The organism is Ancylomarina subtilis, assembly GCF_004217115.1.
Taxonomy (GTDB): domain Bacteria; phylum Bacteroidota; class Bacteroidia; order Bacteroidales; family Marinifilaceae; genus Ancylomarina; species Ancylomarina subtilis.
In genome coordinates this window covers 541,411-562,510 of the sequence record NZ_SHKN01000002.1, presented here as the reverse complement: position 1 = coordinate 562,510, position 21,100 = coordinate 541,411, and the positions used below count along the sequence as shown (strand labels likewise).

Below are 21,100 nucleotides of genomic sequence, written 5' to 3'. Positions count from 1 at the left end.
AAGGGCATTCGCTTTCATGGTGGGAATAGACATACGGATACGGAAGGCTGTATCCTCATCGCCAAACATCGGGTTACAAAAGAGATCATTCAAGGTAGTCTGGAGAAAGAGTTAAGTCTAAAGATTGCAGAGGCTGAAAATCAGGGCAAGAAAATTGCTTTGGAGATCATCAACGGCTAAATTCAACTACAGATCTTTTGCTACTTCCTGTTAAACATCTTTTCTAATTACCGCAATGCGGTTGCCTAGTCAAGGTTTTTATCTGATTTTTTACTCCAATAAGAACTGACAACAATTAAAAATCGGATAAAACCGAAGGCCCCGACCTTGACTTGCTGATAGAGATAAAAAGCAAGTGCGTGAGAAATAGGTTTATCCTGCTACTGACAAGGGAATAACTTGTTTATCAGGTAGGAGGAAAATATCCCAGATCAAGGAACAAGGTTAAAGGGAATAAGGATAAAGGCCTCCTTCACAGAAAAACTGCTACGGCGGACAAAGAAGGTTAAAGTTTAAAGGTCTGAAAGGTCTGAAAGGTCAAATGAAAAGAACTTTACCTGCTTCCACAAATATAACCTACTATTATTTTTTTTGTTTTTAATGTTCTGCATTAAAAATGGGTGGTGGTGGGGCTAGTTGGTGGTCATTACGCCGAGGCTTCATAAAAGGCGCGAGCCGCCTGCGAGTGGGAGGCCGTGACTGGCAAGTAAAACAAGGAACTTGTGATTGACAGCCAGCGGCTTTTGGCGGCTTTTTTGAGGATGGATGGTTGTAACTGGGTGGAGGGCAAGTTCAGCTATATTTCATACCTATCACTAAGAATTAGAATCATGAAATATATCGGGAAAGCAATTGCCCTTGGCCCAGGTGTGTAGGTAAAGGGCTTGCGATGCAGTTAAAATATGCGGTGATCTCTCCTTTTAGAAAATGGAAATCTATAAATAATCATTTACAGTATTAGATTACCAGTGGTGGAGATAGCATGATTTTACGAAGAGCAAGTACTGTCCGTGGCCTCTCAAAAAAGATGACAAAACCGATAGCAGCCGACCTAGCAGGCGAGCCTAAAATGAACAATGGAGGCCCTTTTGACTGGTGGATTTTGCTAGATAAAATAAATAATCTATAAACATCCCCTACCTTAACAATCACATACACTAAAATAATAAACAGCCACTAGACAAAAGAGCCGGGAATTGCTGTGAACGACGAAGGGCGGAGCGCGAAAAGTATGACAGGGTTGCGATAATAGAACTGAGCTCAAAACTTATCCGGAGCCTCAACAAAAGTGAGACCCCGAAAGTATTCTAATGAGTTAGCAACTTTAGGTAACAAATACCTGTTGGCAGTGGAACCTATTTCAATAAAAAATAGAAAGGATGAGGTTTAAAAACAGTGGAGCAGACAATAGGATTTTGGAAACCCCTGGCGAACTTTTTGCAGCAGCCCGAGGAGAGAACGCCATATTTCCTATTTAAATTACCAGGTTCAATCTCTTAGCCCGATTATAAATCAATTCGATATAGGCTTCTTTCATTTCTGAAGGAAGGAAACTGATTTCAATCATTTCGAACCAAGAAGGAATGGTCTTCTCGAATTTTGAAAAAATATTATTTTGTGTTTTCTCCGGGATTTCAAACAGACTGAAGGCTGAAATGAAATCTTTACGTTTGATTTTCTTCTTTTTAGCATTGAGTGTTAGTGCTAAATCCTCATCATCGTCCTCCATTACAAGTGCTGTTGAAAGCATATCGTAAGCCGGTGTTAACACATAGCCCAATGTCGGGTTATTAATCAATGAGAAATTTTTCAGATGCATATCGGCATTTCCTGTTAAAAATGAAAACAGAACTTGCTCAAAGAAGTTAATCAAATCAAGACCTGAAGTGCTTGAATATTTTTGAATCGCTTTTCCAATTTGCTCATAGGATCCACGGTATTTGAACTCGGTTAGTCTCTCGGTCAATTGACACATATCTTCCATATGAATCTTCTTTCCTTCTTCACGATCAATCCTCCTGGTGATATAAGCCAACTTGCCATTATTTAAACGAATTAAAGAATGAGGCACTGTGGCAATCTTAGAAAGAGTTGCCATATTCATTGTAAGATCCTCCAACTCAGGCAAATTTGGAAATTGTTTTGTTGGTGGCTTTAAGATATAGCCTCCCCATAAACCCACAATTGTAAAACGTCTTTCTTTTTGATCTTCCGGATTTTTAGCAATTTCCAAGGATAACTTGGGTTGAACCCCTGTTACAGCAATTTGGCTTTTGATGACCTTATCTGCCAATTCCAACATTTGATCTTCAGAGTAGTCCAGTTCAGGCACCACTTTGGAATTAAATATTTTCTTACAGCATGCCGGATGAAAATCGATTTGTCCTTCTTTCAAAGGCTTGTAACAATATAGACAGGTGGTGTTCATGTTGTACTGTTGTTAGTTGTTGATCCATGTTTGCCCTTCGACTCCGCTCAGGGAACTATTTAGGAAGCACTTTATCGTTATTAGTTGTCGGTTTCAGCGATTATACTAACGGCTCCAATACAGTCTTTGCAACAAGCCATTAAAAGACCCATTCGATCTGTTTCACGAATTTTCCAGTTCTTCTCAGCGATGTCAAGTAACCATCCTTCAGGGATAAGTCCATCAAAAAAAGGAAACATTGTGGCACTCTTGTAGGCCTTTGTGCTGAGTGGTAATGTTAGACTAATGGACTCGGGATTTTTAGTTTGAAGAAAGGCTTCTTCATAAGCAAACATAAACCCCTCTTCGTTTTCAAATAGAGTTCCTGCCCATTGATCGTGCATGTAAACTTTTGCTTTCCGCATGACTTAGTTATTTTTATTTAAAGATACTGGACCTAGTTCCTGACCAAACAAATTTAGAACCTGATTAACTTTATCCATTCTCAATGTGAGTTTGCCCTGTTCCAGATCACGAACGAATCTCAAGCCAACTCCAGCTTTATCGGCTAGATCCTGCTGAGTTAGATTCAGCAACTTTCTTTTTTCTTTTATGAATATGGGTAGTGACATGTTTGCAATATTTATATAAGTATACCTTATCGGGTATAAATATACAATATTTTGCGTAATTATACCTTATCGGGTATAAAATTGTATTTTCGACGGTGTTTTATACCTTTTCGGGTATAGTTTCAAATTTATACGGAACAGCCAAAAAAATAAATTGAGACCCCGAAATACAATACCAACCTAGCAACTTTAGGTAACAAATACCTGTTGGCTGTGGAACCTCTTTAGATAAAAAGTAGAGAGGATCAGGTTTAAAAACAGTGGAATATACACCAGGTTATTGGAACCCCTCCTCACTGAAACGGCGGACAATGCTGGCTAACTTTTTGCAGCAGCCCGAGGAGAGAACGCCTTTTTTCCTATTTTGAAAATCTTTCTTCTGCGATAAGCTTGGTGTAATTTTTCAATCTATTTTTAGCTTCATCTAACATGCGTACTGAGCGCATTTTGAAATCACTCACTACTGAATCCAGACCAATAATTAGAGCATTCTTTTTACGAATGGTTTTCAATTGAACACTCAGCATCAGACACAGACCAAATGTTAACATGATTAGATATTTTAGATATAGAAATCCTTTCAGTATTTCGCCATCATATCCGACAATTGAAGATTCAATTCCTAATGAAAATTTTTGATCGATTAAATTAATTATCTCTTTGAAATAGAATCCAAATGCTATCAGGCCTATAACTCCCAAAAGAAAAAAACCCCATGAAAAGATGAAATTAACACCCCTTGTCAATGCCAAAAACGCTACAGATGATTGTGCATTTGCCTCAAACTCACCGACTGATTTTAAGTTCTCTTCTAATTCTGCAATTTGTGTTTTGTATTCATTTTCAATCTCAACACGAATCGTTTTTTCCATAAGACTGTCTATCTATTAATTTAACAATCGACAAATTTAATTAATCAATCTGTAAATTAAATATGTCAAGTTTGTCAAATTCTGAAAAGATCTTTATTCTCCTTTATTTTAGCATAAATGAATTGGCTGTGGAACCTACTTAAAGAAAAAGCAGAAAGGATGAGGCAAAGGAACAAGTAAAGTTGAATTAGGTTGATTTTCTGCTTCGCAGGGTACGAGATACAATCTCGCACCAGCGGGGGGTTGACTGTTATCTGTCGGGTTTTCAATTAAATTCCTGATAGATTCCAATAGAAGAATTACTGAATAATCTTGAATAGGATTTAGCTTCAATTTTAATCTGGTAATCGCGCCTATAACTTCTATCTTTATAGGCAAACTAGATTTTGCATTATCTATTGATGAGTTGATCACATTACCAGCTTCATTTGCCGAAAACTTTTCCTCCTGAAACATCTCAATAGTTTTTGCAAAAGCCTCAATTCCAAATGACTGCAAGTGCTTTTCAGATATTTCAACAAACAATTGAGTTTTGGATACAATCTCTGTAATGTCATCACGCAGTTGATCCGACCAAACAATACGTTGCCGACAGATGACCTCAACAAAACGAGTAGATTCTAAATTTTCTTTGATATAGGAATCTTTGAGGTTTTCTAAATCCTTTTGAATATCGCCTTTGTGAGATTCTAATTGGGTTTCAATTTCTTTTCTGATATCTCCTTTGTGAATTTCAAGATCTTTACTGGCTTTTTTATTGTACCAAGCTTTTATAAAGAAAAAACAAACTGTACCAAGAACAGTAGTTATAGATGAATTGATTAGTATCGTTTCGATTAAATTATTCATTATCCTTTTTTAGATAGATTATTAAGTTGAATGTTTTTTAATGCTTTGATCAGATCATTATATCGATTTTTATAAATGTCTATAAAATTATTTCTAATAAAAATCTCAATCACAAAAATGACATAAAAAAAAGTAATAGCAATAGGAAGATCTGCAAGACTAAAAGTTTTAACTGATGCCACAATAATAGCACTGACAGTCACTGAAATGAACCAAACAGATGTTGGATAATTAAATCTTTTAGTTTGTTTTTTAGTTTCAATATGATTTAATAAAAATTCAATATAAGATTGATTTGACACATCACTTCCAATCTTCTTTTCAATTATTTTCTGTTGGATTAAGCTTAATTTATTTTTATTATACAATAAAGGTTCGATTTGTAATTCGACTCTATAACTTTCAAAAATATTAACTATATGAGATTTAGATAGACGATATGATAAATAAGCATTTAATGCAGGTATCACTAATAATAACCAACGCAAGTTGTACTCTTTAAAATATATCCATGCAATAAGAATAATAGTTCCAGTGAAAGCTAGTGACCAAAAATATAACTTTACTTTTGGTGGATATTTTTTATAAAGTAGATTCCAAGTAGAAATTTCTTTTCTCCATTTCTCAACTTCTTCAATTCTAAGATGATTTTCTTTTTCCCGTGCAGGGGTAGTTTGGTTTGATGTTGATTGCATTGTTTTGGTTGGCAAATTTATTTCATTTTTATCATTCTCTTTCCACTCAAAATTCACATCAGGATAATAATCTTTAGGATTCATGTTGGGAATAAAATGTTGTGGTAAGTTTTTAATCATATGATATTCGGAAATCAAGCGCTTACCCTCCTTATTGTTATATTCCCAATTACGGCCTAAAACGGTTAATGAGTTGATAAATAAGAGTGCTTGTTCATAATTGGACATTTGAGCTCGAAGGATTTTTGCGTATTCGTACTTATCTACTTTAGAGAAAAGCCAGGCTGGTTGTTGGTCGATAAATTTCACGGCTTGGAAAAGATGGCGAAAATAGTGTCCTAATTGATATTGATGGCCTCCGAAAAACTTAGTTTTTTTTGTTGATTTTTTACATTCAATAAAACTTCGACCTTCTGTTTGTTTTAGATGAGTGTAAATTGAATCAGTGTATTTAGAATGACAATCTTTATTGCAATCACACTTATAAAATGCGACACACTTTATAATTTTTCTAATAAGTTCAGTTTGTAGTTCCGGATAATCATTCTCATCTTTTTCCTTATTTTTGAGTCTAAATTGTTTTGTCAACCAATTTTCTATTTCTTTTACCGTACCACTAGAAACTCCCCAATAGGTGATTAGGTATGCAATTTCGTTTTCGATAAACATTTTCTTATGCTCAGCAGATAATTCTTGATCAGATTGAGAAGAGAAGAATGCATTATATTCCTTAGGTTTTATAAAACAATCATCTATTTTATTGCTATCAACCACTTTTTCGAAATCTACAATTCCCCTTGCAACTTTATATTGATCGAAAATTACTTTTAAAACACGACGCCCTTCTGCATGTGTTTCTTCATGACTATTATGATGAAAGGGGTTTCTCAATTTCATCTGGACAACATTATCCCTGTAGTACTTCACCATCTCGAAGAATTTGGCTTCAACTTGCTGGCGGCGAAAAGAGCGAATTTGAAACAGTAAAGTTGCTGCTAAAAGGAATGCTCCGATGAAGGAACCAAATTCATACCATATTGTTGTATCAATATAGAAAGTGGCACCACCTGATCCAATTAAGAATAGGAAAATTAATATGCAAAATGCCCAATAACTTAGAAAAATATATGTAAGATGCTTGGTGAAATATTTCCTTATGAATTTTCTAAAAAAATAAAATCCTAATAAAGAAATTGCCATTCCGATAGCAAAATGAATGGCAATATTTAAGAGAGTCATAGTATTTAAGTCGTTATATTCTTAAAAAACGCTGACAGGTGCGATGCACGCTGTCAGGTTTAAGTGATTATTAATTTGTCCATCCATCAGCCAAAACTTCGGCTTGTTTTAATATTAATTCAATTGCTTGAGGAGCCTGATCTGGTGGATACTTATAACGGCGAAGCAAACGACGAACCATGTTGCGGATTTTGGCGCGGACGCTGTCGCGGACTTGCCAATCAACCGTGGTGCTGTTTCGAAGCTTTTCGGTTAGTTCTATAGCTATTTGCTTTAATGTTTCTTCGTGCAATTCACGAACAGCACTTTCGTTGCTGGCAAGTGCATCGTAAAAACGGATTTCGTCGATGTTCAGACCTAAATCTTTTTCACGTTCCATGTCCTTTTGGAAATCCTTGGCCATTTGAATCAGCTCTTCGATTACCTGAGCGGTTTCAATTTGACGGTTGTGGTATTTACGCAAAGATTCGAGAAGTCTGTCGCCATATTTTTGTTCCTGAACCAAGTTGCCCCGAGAGTGCGCTTTGATGTTGTCTTTTAATAATTTCTCTAAGAGGGCCACCGCAAAATTCTTCATTTTTAGGCGACGTACATCTTCTAAAAAATCTTCGGAAAGCAAACCAATATTTGGTTTCTCCAATCCTGCAAGTTTGAAAATATCTTCTACGCCTTCGGCAACAACGGCATTGTCGAGTATTTGCTTTAAGGCCGAATTCTTTTCTTCTTCCAGACGCTTTTTATCGACACTGGTGTGTTTTATGATGGTTGCCTTAATGGCATTGAAGAAGGCGATTTCAATTTTGTATTCGTTTATTTCATCTAAAGTGCCACAAAGTGCCAATGCCGAATTTATGGCTGCCATTAAATCGAGGAAACGTTTTTTTCCATTCTTTGAATCTTCCAAAATATGGTTGGTGGCTGGAATGAGAAGCTCCAAAGGTTTTGTTTCAAAATCAGAATAATTAAAACCATGAAACATGCCTCTAAGTGCATCCAGTTTATTTTGAAAAATGACAAAAGCTTCCTGCGCTTTGTTTGTTGGCGAGCCTTTTCCTTTCGATTCGGTGTAGGTTTTTAGTGCCCACTTTAACTCATTGGCAATGCCAATGTAATCGACCACCAATCCACCTGGTTTATTTTTAAACACACGGTTTACGCGGGCAATGGCCTGCATTAGGTTGTGGCCTTTCATGGGTTTGTCGACATACATGGTATGACAAGGCGGTGCATCGAAACCCGTAAGCCACATGTCGCGGACAATTACAATCTGCAGATCGTCGTTTTCGTCTTTGAAGCGATTCTCCAAATCCTTTTTTACTTTCTTGGTGTGGACATGATCCTGAATGGACTCCTTATCGGAAGCCGAGCCGGTCATAATCACTTTGATATTTCCTTTGGAAGGATCGTCGTTGTGCCATTCGGGTTTTATTGCGGTAATGTGATTGTACATCTGCACGCAAATGTCACGACTCATGCAAACTATCATGGCTTTTCCATCAATAATTTGGATGCGCTGCTGGTAATGATTCACCAAATCGGCGGCAATTTTAAGCATACGATTTTCAGCACCTACCAATTTCTCCAATTCTGCCCATTTGCTTTTTGTCTTTTCACGAGTGACCAGATCTTCTTCGTCTTCGATGACCTCTTCGACGTCCTGATTCAGTTTTTCGATTTCTGCCTGGTTGATATCGAGCTTGGCTAATCTGCTTTCGTAAAAAATGGGTACCGTAGCACCATCGTCTACCGCATCTTGTATGTCGTAAATACTGACATAGCTGCCAAATACATTTTGGGTGTCCTTATCAACCATAGAGATAGGCGTACCTGTAAAGCCAATAAAGGTTGCATTGTTTAAGGCATCGCGCATGTGTTGCGAGAAACCATATTTATAAACTCCCGTTTTGGTATCGAGCTTGGCTTTATCGCCATACTGCGATCGGTGTGCCTCGTCGCTAATTACAACTATGTTGTGGCGCTTGCTTAGCAGTGGGTGCTTGGATTCGCCATTGTATAATGAGAATTTTTGTATGGTGGTGAATACAATTCCTCCCGATTTACGGGCTTCGAGTATATCGCGCAAATCCTCACGGCTATTAGCTTGAACGGGCTCTTGTTTGAGTAGATCGGCAGATTGCGAGAAGGTTTTAAACAGTTGACCATCGAGATCGGAACGATCGGTGACCACCACAATGGTTGGATTCTGCATTTCGGCCTGCTGTAACAGCTTACCTGCATAACAGACCATGGAGATGCTTTTGCCCGAGCCTTGGGTGTGCCAAATAACGCCTGCTTTCTTCGAACCCGGCTCTAATGTATTTGTATAATTGGCTCTAGGTTCGGCAGCCATGGCCAATTGGGGAACACTGGCCGCCTTAATAGTTGCTTTTACAGCTTCGCGAACGGCGTGAAACTGATGGTAAGCTGCAATTTTTTTTATGAGTCCATTACCATTGCCTTCAAACAGGATAAAATGGCGCAGGTAATCGAGAAACAATTCGGGTTTAAAGAAACCTTTGATCACCTTCTCCAATTCGAATTCGACCAAGGGACGATCGTGTTCGTTATCGATGGTTCGCCAAGGCATGAAACGTTCTTTGTTGGCGGTTAGAGAACCAATACGAGCCGTAATGCCATCGGAAACCACTAAAGCCTCGTTGAATACAAAGAGGTCTTCTATATCTTTTTTATAGGTTTGAAGTTGATTGTATGCATCCCAAATATCGGTATCTTCGTTGGCCGGATTTTTTAGTTCCAGAATAGAGATGGGCAAACCATTAATAAAAACCATGATATCGGGACGACGGGTGTGTTTTTCGCCGGCAATGGAATACTGATTGACCACCAAAAATCGATTGGCAGCCACCGAATTGAAATCGATGAGGTAAACCAAATCTTTGATATTCTCCCCTTTGTGCTCAAATTCAACCTGAACTCCGTCTAAAAGCATTTTGTGAAAAGCCTTGTTTTTATAAACGGTGTTCACCCCATCGGGATTTGAAACCAGACGGATTACCTCTTCGATTTTAGCGGAGGGGATACCAGGGTTTAGAGCCGATAGTGCCTCGAAGCATTCCTTTGCAAGAATAACTTCGCGGAAATCGTTACGATAAGGTGTTGCCGATTCGGGAGCAATGTCGGCTCCATGAAGGTAGTTGTAGCCATTGTCTTGAAACCAAGTTAGGGCTAGTTGTTCAAGTTGGTCTTCGTTGATCATAAATTATCCTCCATTAATTTAAAAAATAAAGCCTCAATCGATTCATCATGTTCATCAGTTGGGTACCAAATAGGGAAAATATTTGCCTTAGCTAATTCTCGTTTTTTTTGTCTTCTATCCTTTTCATCTAAAATCTCTTCCATAAAGGTATAATGCCTTGGTATGCCGTCAGCTCCTTCTTCTTGTACAAATTTTTTCATTGTACTTATTGTGCGATCATTTGACAAACTACATCCAAGGAACAATAATGTTCCTTTAAATATAAATCGCTCAATAAATTTTGAAAGCACTCTAGTATCCACATAAGCATTTTCATATTCATTGAGAGTTAATACTCTATCTTGAATCTGTGTGCAATCACCATGAAGTTTGATTAAAATCCTGCTGCCACTGGCAGTTTTACGAATAACTTCATCAAGATATTTTCCACTTTTAATTTCATCAAAACCATTATCCTTACCATCAAAAATCTTTTCCAATACATTATCAAAATTTGTGGTTATTATTGAACTTTGGTTAAATAAAAGAGGTAGGTAATTTATAGCTCCAATAATGTTTTTCTCATGAGAAAATTCATTCTCAAGATATTCATTAAACAATTCATTCCCTAGGTCATTATATAGCTCTTGTGCAGCTTCTTCATATTTTCCTAATTTCAATAATTTATCTAATTCCTCTTCTGTTAAATCTGATTCCTCACATAACTGATATAGAAAAGAAGTCCAAGAAGGATAACCACTTAGCATTGACAAACCAGCACCAATGAAAGGAGTTAACATCCTAGTATTGTATGCTTTTTTCAACTTTTCAAATCTCTTTGAATTATCATAGAGACCTAATATTTTATTGGCTTTTGACAATAGTTCTTCTTTCCTTGAATTTTCCCATTCTTCAAAAGTTATCTCATATGTTTCAGGTTCAATTTCCGAGAGTATTTGACTTCGTTGAAAAAAAGAACTCTCAATTTCTATACCCCCATCACTATTGAGATGCTCATTATATAAATATTTTAAATACTCTTTAGGCATTATCAATAGAATTAAAAGTAAATATATTTCCTGATAGGAGTTTGGGTAATAAAGAATCTCTTAATTCCGATAATTTTCGACACTCTTTTTCATTATTAATCCAAATTCTAAATAAAATATCAACTTTAGTATTAAACCTGTTAATTAGCTCAAAATTATCAATTGTGGTTTTCAGAGAATCAATGCCAGTAGTACTTATATTAGGTTGAGCACTACCTTGACTTGAAGAAATAATCAAACTTCTATTTTCTTCAAGTTTAAAAAATTGATACGCAAACCAATTACCACTTTTGATTTTAGAAACACTTCCAAACTTGGCAACACGTTGATTTAAAAAACTTGGATTTTCACCATTTACCACAATACCCACTTTACCAATTGTGGCACCGGTCATTGCCATCAGGATATCACCATCTTGTAATCTAAATCTTTCTTTATCTATAACTAACTCAGGCGATATTTTTTGAGTATCAATTAAATTGACCCTTCCATCTTCACCTATATTTTTTATTTTAATTACAGGATAACCTTCTTCTTTAAAATCTTTGCTTTTAAAAGCATAACCACCAAAGGAAGGGTATACATCACCTATAGAGCCAACACTCCATCCCTCCGGAATCAAACCCAATTCACTCTCTACCAAAGAATCCGGAAAAAGATCGGCAGTGGTGCGTAGTTCGTCGTATTTGACATCGGCAAAGTTTTGAGTTTCTTCGGCGGTTTTTCCACTGATAACTTCCATAGCTGCAATTTGTGGATCGTTGCCTTGGGCAATGGCCTGCATTTTTGCTTTTACAGGTTCAAAATCGACAAACCAAGATTTAAAGAGGGCTTGTGCCATCTCTTCAAGCGTTTGATTGATGCGGTTGTTGTTGGCGATTTTGTCGTCGAGACTTTGCAAATTTTGAGCAAGTTTCTCTTGATCAACTGGATCTTTAGGAGCATATACCACAAAATTTTCAAGCATTGATTTTGTCAATGCATTTCTTGTTGCTCCAGAGGATGCTAGAGATAGTAATTTATCTTTGTTATCGTTCGAAAGCAAAAGATATTTGAGAAGTTTAGCAGAAAACAAACTTGGATTTACTCGCAAAATTGAAACATGTTGATTGACTCTAGCAGGCAAAACATTTTCAGGAACCATACAAACACGAGCGACGCTATCACCAGTTATATTGATTAGCACATCATTCTTTTCAATTGCTACGTTATTCAACTTTGTAGCCTGTTTCTTATTGATATAAGCCAAACCATTATACGAAAAAACAAAATCCAACACATTTTGACTTCGTATTAGAGCATACTCACCAAAATCTGTATATGTAGACTTTCCCCCAGTTGGTGTAGCACCAGAACCAATTTTTGTGCAAATTTCAATAAGTCTAAAATAAGTCCATTTAGAGCTCATACCCCAATCCTCCCAATTGCTTTTTAATTTCTGCTTCCAGACGGTTGCCTTCGGCTAATTGTTTTTTTAAATCGGTGGTAAGGCGTGTCATTTTTTCGGCAAAGGGTTCGCTATCCTCTTCCTGCTCTTCGGTACCCACGTAGCGGCCAGGTGTCAGCACGTAATCGTTTTTGCGGATATCATCGAGGGTAACAGATTTGCAGAAGCCGGGGATGTCTTCATACCCTTCGACTTCGCTCAGGGCAGGCACTTCGACTCCGCTCAGGGAGCTGCCTTGCCATTTGTGAAATGTGTCGGCAATGTCTTTAATATCATCGAGGGTGAAGTCGCGAAGGACGCGGTCTTTCATATAACCTTTTTCGCGGGCATCGATAAAAAGCACTTCACCTTTGCGGGCGCGTTTCTTGTCGGTGGCCTCTTTGTTTTTGTTTAAGAACCAAATACAGGCTGGTATTTGTGTGTTGGTAAACAATTGCCCTGGCAGTGCTACCATACACTCTACCAAGTCGTCTTCGAGAATATTTTTACGGATTTCGCCTTCGCTGTTGGTATTGGAACTCATAGATCCATTAGCCAACAGAAGCGCCATAGAGCCTTGTGGGCTAAGGTGGTGAATCATGTGCTGTAACCAGGCAAAGTTGGCGTTGTTTTGAGGTGGTGTGCCGTATTTCCAACGCACATCGCCTTCCAGTTTCTCTTGCCACCACTCCTTCATGTTAAAGGGTGGATTGGCCATTATGTAATCGGCACGCAGGTCGGGGTGCAAATCGTTGTTCATGGTATCGGCAGGTTGTTTTCCAAAGTTGAAGTCGATACCACGAATGGCCATGTTCATGGCAGCCAATTGCCATGTTGTGTGGTTGTATTCCTGTCCGTATACCGATATATTATCAATTTTGCCACCAAACTCTTTAATAAACTTTTCGCTCTGTACAAAGAAACCACCAGAACCCATGGCAGGATCGTAAACACGGCCTTTGTAAGGCTGTAGCATTTCAACAATCAGGCTAACAATAGACTTTGGAGTGTAGAACTGTCCACCCTTTTTGCCCTCGGCACTGGCAAATTGCCCGAGAAAATATTCGTATACATGTCCAAGAATATCTTTCGATCCCAGGCTTCCATGATTAAAAGGAATGGTTGCCACTAAGTCGATGAGTTCGCCCAGCTTGCTATCGTCCAAATTTAAGCGTGAATAAGTTTTGTTGAGAATGCCCTTCAATTTTGGATTGTCTTTCTCAATGGCTTCCAGAGAATCGTCGATTAAGAAACCTACCGTTTTCATTTTCTCGGGTACTTCTTCACCCTTGGCGTTTATCTTGCTCCAAGGTAAATCGGCACCGGCAGGTAGTTTGGCGTTATCCTGCAAAACTTTCCAACGTGCACGCATTGGTACCCAAAACACATTCTTTTCGGTGTAGTAATCTCTTACTTCCAATTCCAGATTGATCTCTGCCTCGTACTCTTCGGGAGAGTTAAAATCTGCAGCATCAAGAAAGTAATCGTGTTCAGGATTTCTTAGGTCTTTTTCGAGATCTTTTCTTCTGCTGGCAAAAGAATCACTCACGTATTTTACAAATATTAAACCTAATACGGCATGTTTGTATTCGGCTGCTGAAAGGGTTGAACGCAGTTTATCGGCTGCTGTCCAAAGCTTTTTATCTAGATCGTTTAAGAATTTTTGTTCTTCTAATGATGTCATATATGGTGTTTCTTTGAATTCAGAAAACAAATGTAGTTAACATTTGAGCTTATAGTTCGACTGGTTGGGGATTTCTTTTTTGTTTTTCTTTCCTGCTCTCTTTTATGTAGCTATTCAAATGAGTATATACCGAATACAAACCATCTTCTTTAAGTTTACGTACGATAAATAAGTTTAAATCATGAAAATTTTCCAGCCCCAAATCATAAGATTTGCTTGCGAAATGTTCGTAGTTTTGATCCTTAATTTCAAAGAAGTCATCTCGTCTCACGTCATCTGTTATAGCTGGAAACTGAATGTTGCGATATTGTTCGCGATCATTTAATAATTTATTTCTCATCTCCACAATTAGATGCAATTGACCTCCAACTTCATTCAGCAATTCTCCATACACTACAGTAATCACTAAATCTTTATAACTTGGAGAAATCATATATCTCAATCTTTTTCCTCTATTCTTATCTTTTGGTTTGGCCAATTTCAAATTACCACCTAGTTCTTTACATGCTTTTGCAATTTCATCTTCCACATGAACTTGAATATTTCTGCGATATTTAACCAATTGATTGATTTTGTCTTTATTCAGCAAAAACAGTTCTAATTCCTCAACTTTCATATGACTCAAACTTAAATTCTTAATGTTTTGATGTAGATCTTCCAGAAAAATCAAAAATTTCGGTGATGCTTGTTCTTCATAAATATTCAAATTCCTCATCACCTCTTCCATTAACTCCAGATGAGTGATGTTAATAAAATTCTCATTCCCAGTGTATGGAATTTTTCTAAGAGATAAAACAACACCTATTTTATTCTGAAGTTCAATGCGATCTATTAGGGCCCAATAATTAGCTAAAGGATTTATTAGATTGTGATAAACTTTATTCTCAATGATAATGGCACTTGATTCATTAGCCAAGAATAAATCAATTCTTCCTTCTCCAGTTCCCACCTCAGTCCTAACTTCAAAACCGTCATCAAAGTAAAACTGTTTCCCTTGTCCTTTTGTTTTGACCTGTATGATATCAATGAATGTTGAAATGAACAGATCTTTCAATCCATGCTCTTCATTTACATCAAAAAAAAATGCATAGAGATTTGACAATACGTTCTCATAGTGAGGTTGCTTGGCTATTCCCAAAAAGGTTTTGGGTTTGGCTTTTATTTTAGGGATGTCTGCTTTTTCAAGAAAAGCTTGTAGTTGTTCGATGTTGTTTGGCATTTCAATTGTTTAGATTCTAATTCTCGAAAGCTCTACTCTCTTTATTCATTACTACCAAGAAAGTAAATTGGGTGCAATGGCAGCATGTTCTTCTGCTCATCGGTCATTTTATTGTAGTACTCAACCCAAAGATTTATGAACCTATCGAAATCAATCAGTTCTATATGCTCTCTAGAGCCTCTTGCCTCCTTTATAGCAGGTTTTGAGAACTGCCCCGAAGTCACAAAAATACCAACATCAGTAGCTCTCTTAAGTGTCCCCGAGAGCTTTTGAATTTCGTCAGAAGAAACCGAATCATTAGGCCTGTGTTTTACCTGCACAATAATTCTAGGTTGTTGGGTTCCTAAAGGATCGGTATAAGCTATAATATCAATACCTCCATCTGGTCCTCTCTGTGCGATATCAGAAATATGATATCCCATGGCATTCAATAAGGATGCGATAAGATCCTGAAATTCATAGGGGTTTTTACTAAGAATAAAGGCACGTAATCCAACACTAGCATCCTGTTCGTACTGATTTAACAGTGCACGTTGTTGTTGAGATTGTTCTCCATTAAGATCATCAGTCTCCACATCATCTTGCTTTTGGTCTGCCTTAACTCTCTTAGCGTCCCAAATACGATATTTCTTTGATGCAGTTTCCAATAGTTTTTCTTGCCCTAATTTTATTGCAGCACGACCTTCATCTGTCAATATCCAAAGTCCCTTTTTCTTTCTAAGATAGCCTGCCTTCATGCAGTCTATTGAATAAAATTGCAAGGCTGATTCCCAACGTACATATCCCGTCTTTTCATACACATGCTTCTCATATTCATTAAATTCAAGTGTCTCTCTAATTTTATCTACAACATCTCTTCCTCTCATCTCGCCACCAGCTTCTTTCAAGATTTTGAAGGCAGCAAAAATGGTCTTTTCAGCAATAAGTTTTGACTTTGACTTTGCCATTGGATTTGTTTTTTTTAATTACAAAATGTAGCTATCACATCAGATACAGGTCTATTCCCTTTGAATTAAGAGGGGTAAATTCAAAATTAACAAAATATGCATACAAGGAGGCTATACAAATCATCATTTATGTTCAAACAGTCAGATTTAAACTTGATCCAATTAGTTTAAATGAATTATTTGATTGACATTGCTCTGTAATCAAGTCTATTATACGATGGCATTCTTTGGTTAGGTTGGCTGGATAGGCTTGCTCGTAGACGATTTGATGCAGGATCTTACAAAAACCCTCTCTCCTATTTCTTCGGCTCTTGGAGAGGATGTTTTGGTATAGGGGTGGTAAGGTTTCTACGAGATCATGATTGGCATTGAGCATCTCCCTGGCGATGTCGTTAGCGTAAACCATAAAGGTGTTTAGAACCGGTGAGAAGCGGCGGAAGTGCTTTTCCTGAGAATAGGCCTGGACTAACTTTTTGGGTGAGTCGGACATGAAGTAACGAGGATGTTTTATCACTGTCTCGATGGCTTCAAACAGGGCCACTTTTCTCTCGAGTTCGAACTTGAGGTCTAAGAGATCTTTGAGCTCGAGTTGAGCCTGGTCCAGGATTCGGATGAGGCCTGGAGATAATAAAGATTCGTTTTCTAAAAAGAAGCTGATTAGGATATTTATCTGTTGGGATAGGTTGTGGAGGTGGGTTTTGATTGTTGATTTCATGAGATTCAAAGTTTAAAGGTCTGAAAAGTCTAAAGGTCAAAGAGTCGAGAAAAACTTATTGTCGGTTATCGGTTGTCGGTTTTCAGTCAATAGGCATTGGTCAATGGTAAAAAGGTCGAAAGGTCTGAGAAGTCGAAAGGTCAAAGAGTCGGAAAAGTCAATCCGCCTACGCCATCCTTCGATATTTCGACAGGCTCAGTGACCGCACTTCTAATATGTTTTTCGTCAAATCTGACGATTTGGGGTTTTAAAGGGAAATGCTGCTGGGCGCAGCCTTCCCTTTAAAACCCTTCTTTTATCGGGTCCACTTTTTGCCTTGCCTGGATATGCTTTTTCAGACTGGGTTTAGTGCGCAAATGAATGTAAGATGTTATAGCATTTGAAAGCTGGATTTTGACCTGGTTGTTGTGAATGACCAGTTGCCAGGCTTCCTCATCACCATAGATGCGACAAAACTCGAGTTCCTCGATGGGTAAAAGCAAGGGTTTAAATCGATGTTTCATCTTTATAAAACCTGCATCCCATGCTTTTTGCCGATAACGGACAATGGTGGATTTACCTAAGTTCAAAACCTTAGCCAGATAATCTGCTGGAAGATCACGGTAGCGACAATTCGAAGTGGTACGCCCTTGTTTTCGTGCCGACTGCCTTGCTATCCTATCTTTGTAATGAAGGTAATAGGTGACCACCGCTGCATAGATGAATGGGCGGAAGTTATTGAAATTCTGCTGCTCGTATATGGCACCGGTAGCAGATTGAAAATTAAGTTTTTTTGCCAAAACTAAATAGCTCACGACTCTAACAGATTCGCGTTTGGAATTCATGGTCACCCAACCATTCTTCAACAACCATGAGAGGTTGGCTTGAAGTGTTTTCGGTGACTTTATTTCAAGTGCCAAACATGTTTTTTCTTTTTGCTCCTCATCCCAAGAGACATAACCCGATCCCTGGCTTTTCAAGTACAAGAAAAGTCGTAGTGGATTGACCTTCCGGTTGGAAAGGGCAAAGACCAGGAGTTCTATGGGGATGTTCATGGGTTTCATAAAGTTGAAAAGTCAATCCGCCTTCGCTAAAGCTATGGCGGACAATGAAGGTTAAAGGTTAAAGGCCTCCTTCGCAGAAAAACTGCTATGGCGGACAATGAAGGATAAAGAAATTCAAGTCGAAAGGTCAAACAGTCTGAAAAGTCAAAAGGTCGAAAAATCCAACCCAATGATGATCGAGAGTCAACGGACACTGGTCAATGGTCACTAGACATTAGTTAGTGCGGGTTGGTAGTTCTTTTCAAGTGCTTCTACGATGTCGCTGGTTTTGTAGAGGGTTTTGCCTCCAAGTTGAATGAATGAAATACAAGACTCATCGCGGTACTTTTGAAGGGTGCGTTTACACACTTTGAGCAAGGTGCAAACCTCATCGGTATCCAGGTAAATGTCACCTAAGGGGTTTCTTTCATTTAGGGAAATCTGCTTGAGTTGGGTCTCAATGGATTTCATTTTATCCGCAAGCTCTGAGAAAACTTTTACTAATTCTTGTTCTTGTTGCATAACGACTAAAAATTAATAGTTAAAAAGTCGAAAAGTCCAATAGTCTAATAGTCTAAAGAACTGATCCATATTTGCCATCCTTCGGCCAGCTCAGGAACCAAGCCCGATGAGCAGCTTCGGATGGTTACAACAAGTTTAGAGAGGGAAGATGATTTGTTTATGCAGCTTGCATATAAAAAATTTTCAGTGAATTGAGGAGAAAAAGGCTATAGATCTCTAAATACAGGAGGTAGCTCGTTTTATTTTTTTTCGCTTCGTGTTTGATTTTCATAGCATTACACCGTACTGCTTCGCCAAATTTAGGATTATATGCAGACTGCATATGATTATCAATCAGTTAAAACTTAAAATATCAGACATAATATTAAAATCAGCCCAATATATCAATCGTTATCATTTAAAAATCGATTACAATTCTCTTTTAGTTCATCAAGAAAAGGAGTTGTATTGGAACGCATTTTTAACTTGTGGATTCGACTTCCTAAATCGTTAATGTGTGGTAAATCAAAAAAGATCTCGAATCGTCTGAAAAGTTCTTTCCTTGAAATTGGACTACCATCCATAAACTCCACAACTTTTAATAAATCGAGAGATAAGATCAACTCAATAAACTTCACCTTATCTCCAGACCATTTCAGATGTTGTTCTATTGGTTTAGAAGTTGGGTTTAGTTTTGATGAAAAATACAAATCTTTAAGGCCATCAATGTGAAACTCAAAGAATAGATTTAAGGGAGAATCAAATAAATTCACCCCCTTCTCCTGAAACACTATTTCTAGCTCTTTTCGCTGATCTTTTAAGAATTGTATTCTATCCTGGATCAAACCAATCTCACTCAATTGCTCTTTTAATCGGCAATAATAGGGGTAAAAATCTTTGAAAACATCTTTCCAATATTCATTGGCATTCTTTCTAAATTTTAATCGATAAGTCTTGATCAATCTAATTGATTCCAAAATAGTATTCTTCTGAAAACAGATATAAGAAATCAAATCCTGAACATCCGATATTTTGGAGCAAATACAAGTTGCCGCTATCTCATTCTTTGTTGAAACCTCAACAGGGGAATTGAGCAGAGTCAAATTTGAGCCTAATTTTTCCTGAAGACTAACAAAAATTCTCAATACCAATTCCAAATGATGCAATCTAGAATCCCGAGCTGTCAATCCTCTTAAATTTTGACTTAATTCTTTAGAAAAATTCAGGTAGAGACTATCTAGTTTTTCCTTAAAATCATTCGGATTGGAAAAGTTATTGAAGTATAAGGTGGATAATCCACCTTCATCTTTAAACACAACATTGGCTTTAGACAATTCATTCTCCAAAGCCACTAAGCTTGAATTCTTGATCATATAAATAGTTGTTAGCCAACCAATTTAACAAAGATTTATAATTTATCAAAAAAATACATATCGGTAAATCAAAGCGTTATCAATCTATTGGCAGCATCCAAGACTTCATTTTCGAAACTATCCAAATAAACCTGGGTTGTATTCTCAGTTGTGTGTCCCAAACCTTCTGAGATGACCGCGGTTGGTACTCCTGAACGCTTGGCAATGGTTGCCCAGGAGTGACGAGCGACGTATGATGTTAATGGTAAGGATAGCTCTAGCTTTTTTCCAATTTCCTTTAATCTTCTATTCTTATTCCTCATGCATGAACGATAAAGCTCATGAATTTTCTCATGTTTGGGATCCAATAAAGGAAATAGAAACGCTTCAGGATCCTTTAGATCTGAATACCGTTTAATAATCTCCATTGCGGGTTCCAAAATGGCCATACTGTATTTTTGACTGGTTTTCTGTCTCGAGTAATTCAACCGGCCTTTGCGAACATCCTTAACTTTCAGATAAGCAATATCAACAAAAGACATTCCCATGGTATAAAAACAAAACTTGAACAAATCTCGTGCTTCTTTTGGCCAGGGAAATCATCCAAATCAATATCCCTTATTAATATGATTTCATCCTTGGATAAAGCTCTCTTTTGAATTTTCTCTGTTTTGATCTTGAACTTATCGAATGGGTAAAGTTCCTTTTTGGCTAGACCTTCTTTTATGGCTCTATTATAAACGGCTCTCAAAGTTCTAAATTCAAAGGCCATACTATTGACCTTATTCCCTTTTTTAATTGAATTAACAAAGCCAACTCGTAGATAACCAGAGGCAAGCCTCATTATATCGAAAAGTACTTTTTCAGCAGTTTATTAATCCCTTTAGATTTACTTTGGGAGTCATGCATATACGGGTTATCCTCAACTCCCACTATCTGGGCATAAATTTCACCCCAATCAGGTAAACCACCTAGGTTACGATCATCAATGTAAATATCAGCAATTATTTTTCGACTAATCCCGGCATCAAAAATTTCCTCAGGATAGTTTTTATTGATCGCATAAAATTCAAGATCGTTCTTTTTACAATATGCTACAGCCTCATCCAATTCTGTTCCACAGCGGTAAGTCCATAAAATAAGCTGGTGCCCTTTTTCCTGCAACATTTTCAGAGTTTCAAATGCAAAAGGAATCTCAGCACCAATATTGGGGTATTTATGCTCGACTATGGTACCATCAAAATCTACAGCTATAATCATATTGAACTAATTTGAAAACCTTTACATCAACACTA

General features: G+C 37.5%; 20 protein-coding genes. 1 reads left to right on the top strand and 19 read right to left on the bottom strand.

The genetic code is table 11. The annotated features are described in order from the left end of the window. Positions 1–180, top strand: a 180-nt coding sequence (locus EV201_RS16420) for a hypothetical protein (protein WP_207224484.1), incomplete at its 5' end; no start/stop codon positions are given. Between the two features lie 1,294 nt (positions 181–1,474). On the opposite strand, the gene EV201_RS13315 is transcribed toward EV201_RS16420, so the two are convergent. The 19 genes from EV201_RS13315 to EV201_RS13230 form a co-directional block, all read right to left on the bottom strand. After that, the gene (locus EV201_RS13315; protein WP_130308124.1) at positions 1,475–2,428 is read right to left on the bottom strand and encodes a HipA domain-containing protein; all 954 of its coding nucleotides are present in this window, start codon (positions 2,426–2,428) and stop codon (positions 1,475–1,477) included. An 80-nt stretch (positions 2,429–2,508) separates the two neighbouring features. Then, complete coding sequence (locus EV201_RS13310; RefSeq protein ID WP_130308123.1) at positions 2,509–2,832, bottom strand: HipA N-terminal domain-containing protein; 324 nt, start codon at positions 2,830–2,832, stop codon at positions 2,509–2,511. 3 nt (positions 2,833–2,835) lie between these two features. After that, positions 2,836–3,039, bottom strand: coding sequence for a helix-turn-helix transcriptional regulator (locus EV201_RS13305; protein ID WP_130308122.1), 204 nt, complete (start codon positions 3,037–3,039; stop codon positions 2,836–2,838). Between the two features lie 359 nt (positions 3,040–3,398). Next, the gene (locus EV201_RS13300; protein ID WP_130308121.1) at positions 3,399–3,911 is read right to left on the bottom strand and encodes a hypothetical protein; all 513 of its coding nucleotides are present in this window, start codon (positions 3,909–3,911) and stop codon (positions 3,399–3,401) included. Positions 3,912–4,046: 135 nt separating this feature from the next. Continuing rightward, positions 4,047–4,760 carry a hypothetical protein gene (locus EV201_RS13295; RefSeq protein ID WP_130308120.1) on the bottom strand — a complete coding sequence of 238 codons (714 nt, stop codon included), beginning with the start codon at positions 4,758–4,760 and terminating at the stop codon, positions 4,047–4,049. After that, the gene (locus EV201_RS13290; protein ID WP_130308119.1) at positions 4,760–6,694 is read right to left on the bottom strand and encodes a putative phage abortive infection protein; all 1,935 of its coding nucleotides are present in this window, start codon (positions 6,692–6,694) and stop codon (positions 4,760–4,762) included. The genes EV201_RS13295 and EV201_RS13290 overlap by 1 nt, the downstream gene beginning before the upstream one ends. Before the next feature lie 70 nt (positions 6,695–6,764). Continuing rightward, entirely contained in the window at positions 6,765–9,911 is a 3,147-nt protein-coding gene (locus tag EV201_RS13285) for a type I restriction endonuclease subunit R (protein WP_130308118.1), read from the bottom strand. Further along, positions 9,908–10,939, bottom strand: a complete 1,032-nt coding sequence (locus tag EV201_RS13280; RefSeq protein ID WP_130308117.1) for an SIR2 family protein — start codon at positions 10,937–10,939, stop codon at positions 9,908–9,910. The genes EV201_RS13285 and EV201_RS13280 overlap by 4 nt, the downstream gene beginning before the upstream one ends. Continuing rightward, complete coding sequence (locus EV201_RS13275) at positions 10,932–12,347, bottom strand: restriction endonuclease subunit S (RefSeq protein WP_130308116.1); 1,416 nt, start codon at positions 12,345–12,347, stop codon at positions 10,932–10,934. Before EV201_RS13275 ends, EV201_RS13280 begins: the two co-directional genes overlap by 8 nt. Beyond that, positions 12,337–14,049 carry a class I SAM-dependent DNA methyltransferase gene (locus EV201_RS13270; protein ID WP_130308115.1) on the bottom strand — a complete coding sequence of 571 codons (1,713 nt, stop codon included), beginning with the start codon at positions 14,047–14,049 and terminating at the stop codon, positions 12,337–12,339. The genes EV201_RS13275 and EV201_RS13270 overlap by 11 nt, the downstream gene beginning before the upstream one ends. Before the next feature lie 49 nt (positions 14,050–14,098). Continuing rightward, positions 14,099–15,187: a PD-(D/E)XK nuclease family protein gene (locus EV201_RS13265; protein WP_165389660.1), complete on the bottom strand. Its 1,089-nt coding sequence runs from the start codon at positions 15,185–15,187 to the stop codon at positions 14,099–14,101. Positions 15,188–15,309: 122 nt separating this feature from the next. Further along, positions 15,310–16,215 (bottom strand): restriction endonuclease, encoded by a 906-nt coding sequence (locus EV201_RS13260; RefSeq protein ID WP_130308113.1) that lies wholly within the window; start codon positions 16,213–16,215, stop codon positions 15,310–15,312. A gap of 133 nt (positions 16,216–16,348) precedes the next feature. After that, positions 16,349–16,930, bottom strand: a complete 582-nt coding sequence (locus tag EV201_RS13255) for a hypothetical protein (RefSeq protein ID WP_130308112.1) — start codon at positions 16,928–16,930, stop codon at positions 16,349–16,351. Between the two features lie 281 nt (positions 16,931–17,211). Further along, on the bottom strand, positions 17,212–17,889 hold the full coding sequence (locus EV201_RS13250; RefSeq protein WP_130308111.1) for a hypothetical protein: 678 nt from the start codon (positions 17,887–17,889) through the stop codon (positions 17,212–17,214). A 291-nt stretch (positions 17,890–18,180) separates the two neighbouring features. Next, positions 18,181–18,423, bottom strand: a complete 243-nt coding sequence (locus EV201_RS13245) for a helix-turn-helix domain-containing protein (protein ID WP_165389659.1) — start codon at positions 18,421–18,423, stop codon at positions 18,181–18,183. A gap of 434 nt (positions 18,424–18,857) precedes the next feature. Next, positions 18,858–19,826 carry an RteC domain-containing protein gene (locus EV201_RS13240; protein ID WP_130308109.1) on the bottom strand — a complete coding sequence of 323 codons (969 nt, stop codon included), beginning with the start codon at positions 19,824–19,826 and terminating at the stop codon, positions 18,858–18,860. Between the two features lie 68 nt (positions 19,827–19,894). After that, complete coding sequence (locus tag EV201_RS13235) at positions 19,895–20,347, bottom strand: tyrosine-type recombinase/integrase (protein ID WP_165389658.1); 453 nt, start codon at positions 20,345–20,347, stop codon at positions 19,895–19,897. After that, entirely contained in the window at positions 20,320–20,649 is a 330-nt protein-coding gene (locus EV201_RS16415) for a phage integrase SAM-like domain-containing protein (protein ID WP_165389657.1), read from the bottom strand. The genes EV201_RS13235 and EV201_RS16415 overlap by 28 nt, the downstream gene beginning before the upstream one ends. Next, a complete protein-coding gene (locus EV201_RS13230) occupies positions 20,649–21,065 on the bottom strand; it encodes a BT0820 family HAD-type phosphatase (protein ID WP_130308107.1) in 417 nt (138 codons plus the stop codon). The genes EV201_RS16415 and EV201_RS13230 overlap by 1 nt, the downstream gene beginning before the upstream one ends. Positions 21,066–21,100: the final 35 nt, after the last annotated feature.